This is a genomic window from Nostoc sp. CCY0012 (genome assembly GCF_963920855.1).
GTDB lineage: Bacteria > Cyanobacteriota > Cyanobacteriia > Cyanobacteriales > Nostocaceae > Cyanocohniella.
Genome location: NZ_CAWUDM010000191.1, coordinates 1 through 5,884, shown reverse-complemented (window position 1 = coordinate 5,884; position 5,884 = coordinate 1). Strand labels below are relative to the sequence as shown.

General features: G+C 43.5%; 7 protein-coding genes. All 7 read left to right on the top strand.

Annotation, left to right across the window (positions count from 1 at the left end; genetic code table 11):
- Positions 1-31 precede the first annotated feature (31 nt).
- The 7 genes from surE to ACM0OS_RS28170 all read left to right on the top strand — a co-directional run bounded on the left by surE (position 32) and on the right by ACM0OS_RS28170 (position 5,816).
- Complete coding sequence (gene surE / locus ACM0OS_RS28200) at positions 32-829, top strand: 5'/3'-nucleotidase SurE (RefSeq protein ID WP_414546484.1); 798 nt, start codon at positions 32-34, stop codon at positions 827-829.
- A 379-nt stretch (positions 830-1,208) separates the two neighbouring features.
- Positions 1,209-2,105, top strand: coding sequence for an MBL fold metallo-hydrolase (locus tag ACM0OS_RS28195; RefSeq protein ID WP_414546483.1), 897 nt, complete (start codon positions 1,209-1,211; stop codon positions 2,103-2,105).
- Between the two features lie 302 nt (positions 2,106-2,407).
- Positions 2,408-3,475 (top strand): bifunctional riboflavin kinase/FAD synthetase, encoded by a 1,068-nt coding sequence (locus tag ACM0OS_RS28190; protein WP_414546482.1) that lies wholly within the window; start codon positions 2,408-2,410, stop codon positions 3,473-3,475.
- Between the two features lie 109 nt (positions 3,476-3,584).
- Complete coding sequence (locus tag ACM0OS_RS28185; RefSeq protein ID WP_414546481.1) at positions 3,585-4,493, top strand: AAA family ATPase; 909 nt, start codon at positions 3,585-3,587, stop codon at positions 4,491-4,493.
- A gap of 102 nt (positions 4,494-4,595) precedes the next feature.
- Positions 4,596-4,853, top strand: a complete 258-nt coding sequence (locus ACM0OS_RS28180; RefSeq protein ID WP_414546480.1) for a hypothetical protein — start codon at positions 4,596-4,598, stop codon at positions 4,851-4,853.
- Positions 4,854-4,866: 13 nt separating this feature from the next.
- Positions 4,867-5,202 (top strand): type II toxin-antitoxin system RelE/ParE family toxin, encoded by a 336-nt coding sequence (locus tag ACM0OS_RS28175; protein WP_414546479.1) that lies wholly within the window; start codon positions 4,867-4,869, stop codon positions 5,200-5,202.
- A gap of 68 nt (positions 5,203-5,270) precedes the next feature.
- Positions 5,271-5,816: a cytochrome C gene (locus ACM0OS_RS28170; protein ID WP_414546478.1), complete on the top strand. Its 546-nt coding sequence runs from the start codon at positions 5,271-5,273 to the stop codon at positions 5,814-5,816.
- The last annotated feature ends 68 nt before the right edge of the window (positions 5,817-5,884 follow it).

Sequence of the window (5,884 nt, the reverse complement as noted above, 5' to 3'; positions counted from 1 at the left end):
CCCTTGTCCCCTTGTCCCCTTTACAATGACCATGAAATTACTCATTAGCAATGATGACGGAGTTGCAGCTTTGGGTATTCGGACCCTAGCCAATTATTTGGCAGAAGCCGGCCATGATGTAACTGTAGTTTGCCCAGATCGGGAGCGATCGGCAACTGGACATGGACTAACCATGCACCAACCGATTCGTGCGGAAGTGATTGAATCTGTATTTCATCCGGCTGTGAATGCTTGGGCTTGTGATGGTACTCCCTCGGATTGTGTGAAATTAGCACTTTGGGCTTTACTCGACTCTCCCCCTGATTTAGTACTATCTGGTATTAATCAAGGTGCAAATTTAGGCACGGAAATTCTTTATTCTGGCACTGTTTCTGCGGCTATGGAAGGATTAATTGAAGGTATTCCTAGCATAGCTTTTAGTCTTACTAGCCACACCTCCAAAGACTTTCAACCTGCTGCTCATTTTGCCAAAATTCTGGTAGATCAACTGGCCGTAAAACCCCTACCAGATTTAATGTTGCTGAATGTGAATATTCCGGCTGTGAAGTGGGAAGAAATTGCTGGGGTAACTCTGACTCGTCAAGGAGTCCGGCGTTACGTAGATGTTTTTGACAAACGAGTCGATCCTCGTGGCAAAATTTACTACTGGTTAACCGGTGAAGTATTAGAAGATGTGGAACCCCCAGCAGGTTTAAACCTGCCCCAAAACGTGCCTATTGACGTGCATGTTACCCGCAAAAACTACATTAGTATCACGCCATTGCAGTACAACCTTACCTATGGAACTGGACTAGATAACTTAGCCCAGTGGGATTTTCCTTTTCCCTAAACCATTTGTGTAATTTCGTGAATCTATCAAAATAAATTGGCTGAATATTGGAAAATTGGGCAACTAAAAAACTTTTCACCCACTTTCTGATGTTGGGCTATTTACTAAAAATAAACCGTAAAGCATAGTTAAATGCATCACAGCAAAATTTAGGCTATAAAGTAGGAGCTATGTTGATATTAATCATCAAACTACACTGAAAAAATTTGGACAAATGCCTTGTAATATCTAGCCTACGCCGATATAACCAACCTGAAGTGAGAAATGCTGTCCTTATCAGTAATAACCCTTAGTAGATATGTAGTCAGACAGCGTAAACTGAACAAAACAAGTAACATTTGTATTTTTGATCGCCCGCTCAATCCAGCAAGCAACACCCATGTCCAGGATAGAGAACCAATTTACCGTGCAATTTTGGGGCGTTCGTGGGAGCATCCCCAGTCCAGGTACACACACAGTTCGTTATGGCGGTAATACCCCTTGCGTTGAGATGCAAGTTGGCGGTAGACGCCTAATTTTTGATGGTGGTACAGGACTGCATGTTTTGGGGCAATCTTTATTGCGCCATATGCCAATCGAAGGTCATATATTTTTCACCCACTCCCACTGGGATCACATGCAAGGATTTCCCTTTTTTGTCCCAGGGTTTGTCCAGGGTAATAAATTCCATATTTATGGTGCGATCGCTCCTGATGGTTCAACCATAGAACAACGTCTCAATGACCAGATGCTGCACCCAAATTTTCCTGTCCCTTTGCAGATTATGCAGGCAAATTTGCATTTTTACGACGTTAAACCAGGGCAAGAAATACATATCAACGACATTACCATAGAAACAGCAGCCCTCAATCATCCCGGTGAAGCTGTAGGATACCGAGTTAATTGGAGTGGTGGTGCAGCTGTTTACATCACTGATACTGAACACTTTCCTGACAGGTTGGATGAAAATGTGTTGTGGTTATCCCGGAATGCAGATATTTTAATTTACGATTCCACCTATACCGATGAAGAATATCATTCACCAAAATCGCCGAAAATCGGCTGGGGACATTCGACTTGGCAAGAAGCTGTGAAAATAGCCAAAGCCGCTAATGTCAAAACCTTGGTGATTTATCATCATGATCCTGCCCACAATGATGATTTTTTGGATCATGTAGGAGAACAAGCATGTGCGGAATTTCCCGGTGCTATCATGGCACGAGAAGGAATGATTCTCCCTGTTCCCACATCAGTTTCCTTATCAGAAAGTTTTCCTGTCAGCAAGTTTTCTTTATGAAGTTGGCAATCAAAGCGATGGGAGATTTTAGATTAGATTGGTGATCAAGAGCTGTTAGCGCAAGAGCGTACCTTACGGTATGCCGCGATCACTGGAGGGCAAGCGGTGTGGTTTTTTAGCCAATTAAAGACGCTCATAGACCCTTGGCTGGACTTGGCTGGAGATTGGCACTAGGATTAAACCCCGCCACCTTCCAAGTACAATAGAGACTATTTCGGCAAGAAATCTCTTGTACTCCAGACTGTTGACCGTAAGGTAGCTGATGCCTGATGGCTAAATAAACCTAAAATCCCAGAATCCACGTGCTAAATTTGTCTAAAAATGGATGTTCTGTGTGGGTTGCTTCTTCGACCGAAGGGCTGCTGAAGCCGACTGCTGTTGCCCTTGGCAAATTTGATGGTGTGCATCTTGGTCATCACCGAGTTATTCAACCAATTTTGCCGCTAGCAAAAGGTGAAGAAACACAAGCAGATGGGGAGAATCTACAGGAATACTCACCCCAAAACCCCAGAAATACAACTCAAACACAAGAACGGACATACTCGACAGTTGTCACCTTTGATCCTCATCCACTGGAGTTTTTCACTGGTCAACCTCGGGCTTTGCTCACACCACTGGATGAAAAAGTCCAACAATTGCGATCGCTTGGGGTAGAACAACTTGTACTGTTACCCTTTGATAAAGACTTATCGGCTTTGTCTCCCGCAGAATTTGTAGACAAGATTTTGGTGCAACAACTACAATGTCGGCGAATTAGTGTGGGGCAAGATTTTTGTTTTGGCAAACAGCGCCGTGGTACTGCAAAAGACTTGCAACTGCTGGCCGCTAGACATAATATCCCCGTCACCATTGTTTCCTTACAAACTTATACAGACAACACTCCAACTCAAGAAGCTCCCATCAGCACTTCATTGATCCGCCATTATTTGGAAAGTGGCGACATCAAAAACGCCAACTTACTTCTGGGACGCTCTTACACCCTCACTGGTGTTGTCATTCAAGGTCAACAAATGGGCAGAACAATCAGTTTTCCCACAGCTAACCTGCAATTACCCCAAGACAAGTTTATCCCCCGTCAAGGTGTTTATGCTGTCCGCGTTACCATTGTCAGTAAAACACCAGATGCTACTACGCCAACTCAGATATGGGGTGTGATGAATATAGGTAAGCGCCCCACAGTAAACGGTAGTAATTTATCTGTGGAAGTACATCTATTTGACTGGTCTGATGATTTATATGGCCAAACACTGGCTGTGCAGTTAATAGAATTTTTGCGCCCAGAACAAAAATTTCCTTCTCTAGAAGCCCTGAAAACACAAATTCAACTTGACTGTACCGTAGCTAGAGAAGTTTTGACTGCTAAATGCTGAATTTTCATGACTGAATGGGAACACTGGATATCAGGGAATGGAGAATAAAGCATAGGTGATTCTCCATTCCAATTTCTTGCCCAATTACCAATTCCTGATTCTGTAGTGCATGAGAGAAAAAATTGACGCTCTAACAAAAAATCTTGCTCGTACCATCGTGGGGAAAAACGAAGCAATCCGCTTAGTACTAGTCGCCCTATTAGGTGGTGGTCATGCCCTACTAGAAGATGTCCCTGGAGTTGGCAAGACTCTTCTGGCTAAATCCTTAGCTCGTTCACTAGATGGCAAGTTCCAACGGCTACAATGTACCCCCGATTTACTACCCACTGATATAACTGGCACTAATATTTGGAACCCCAAAAGCGGCGAATTTACGTTTTTGTCTGGGCCAGTATTTACTAATGTGCTGCTAGCCGACGAAATCAACCGCGCCACACCCCGCACCCAGTCAGCTTTGCTAGAAGTGATGGAAGAACATCAAGTAACAGTTGATGGTGTCTCTCGTCTAGTTCCCCAGCCTTTCTTTGTCATTGCTACCCAGAACCCCATAGAATATCAAGGCACTTTTCCCCTACCAGAAGCCCAAATGGATAGGTTCATGTTGTCCTTGAGTTTAGGCTATCCTGGGGCAAAAGAAGAACTAGAGATGCTGCAAAACCTCCAAAAAGGTGTCAATGTTGCTGATTTACAGCCTTGTATTACCTTGGCAGAAATAGCTCAATTGCGTGATATTTGCTCGCAAGTAAGAGTAGAAACGTCTTTGCAAGAGTACATCCTAGAGTTGGTCAGAGCCACCCGCCAAGATGAAGAAATCACTTTGGGTGTCAGTCCACGGGGTACTGTAGCCTTACAAAAAGCTACCCAAGCCTTAGCTTTTCTTTCAGGACGTGATTATGCCATTCCTGACGACGTGAAATTTCTTGTCCCTCACGTTCTCTGTCATCGCCTCATTCCCAGAGGAGGACGCAGTGCGAGAAATGTAGTTGAGAGATTATTGAGGTCGGTTCCTATTCCGTAAAATAATTACGAATTACGAATTACGAATTACGAATTAGCATAAATTCCTGTTGTGCTTATATTTCAACGTGTTAGGATCTCCTACAAAACAGGTAGAGAACAGATGAAAGCGATCGAAGTCACCGGGAAGATTGATGCTGATGGCAATCTGATTCTAGATGAGCCAATTCAAGGAACAACTTATCCTCATCAGGTGCGGGTAATTGTTTTGGTTCCAGAACAGGCAGAAGTCGAAGCAATTGACCCTGATGATACACCTGTAGAAGAAATTAAAGCCAGCTTGAAAAGAGCATTACAACAAGCAAAAATAGGTCAAACTAAACCAATAAGCGAGCTATGGGAAAGGATTGATGCAGAGTGATGGTGCGATTTTTATGCGATTCTCTGATGAATTTGAGGAGAAACTTTACAGACTATCAAAAAGATTTCGTAACATTCGCTTTGATGTTCAACCAGTTCTTGAGCAATTACAACAAGGAGAAGTGGTAGGAGATAGGATTGCTGGCATTGGTGAGGAGTATTTTGTTTACAAGGTGAGAGTTCGCAACAGTAATATCCAAAAAGGTAAGAGTGCTGGATACCGCTTAATTTATCAAGTTGAGTCACCTACAAGTATTTTGCTGCTAACAATTTATTCCAAGTCTGACCGCGAAGATATTGGTGCTAATGAAATTCGAGATATTGTGACTAATTTTTATAGTGAAGAATAATATAGTAACTCTTTATGAGCTATATGATTGGTTACAAGTACCACATCTAAGTATTTGGGAATGTGAGGATGTCAAATTTTGTAAAGCGTAAATCTGGCGATCGCCAACTCAAACGCCGTCCCTTAGGCTTAATTGTGGTAATTTTAGCGTGGAGTCTGGCTATGGGCTGGCTGCTTTCCTTAGCAACTAGCGCTCACAGTGCCACACCTACATCAGACATTGGTACAGTTGATGTAGTACCTGCACAATTTCAGTTAGGGAAACAACTATATCTAGATAACTGTGCTACTTGTCACATCGCTTTGCCACCAGAAGTATTACCTACCCAAACCTGGAGAAATCTGTTACAAGACTCACAGCACTACGGAGTACAACTCACACCTTTAGTTGATCCACCCCGGATGCTAGTGTGGCGGTATCTTTCCACTTTTTCCCGTACACAGCTAAAAGACGAAGCCACCCCCTATCGCGTCAACAACTCTCGTTACTTCCAAGCTTTGCATCCCCATGTCAAGTTACCGCGCCCCGTGGAGATGAGCAGTTGTATAACTTGTCACCCCAGCGCCAGAGATTTCAATTTTCGCCGCCTGACTCCAGAGTGGGAAATGAAGTAGATGCGGGAGATGAGGAAGATAAAAACAAAGATGTTGGTACTCACCGAAAATCTTTCCCCCCTGCTCCC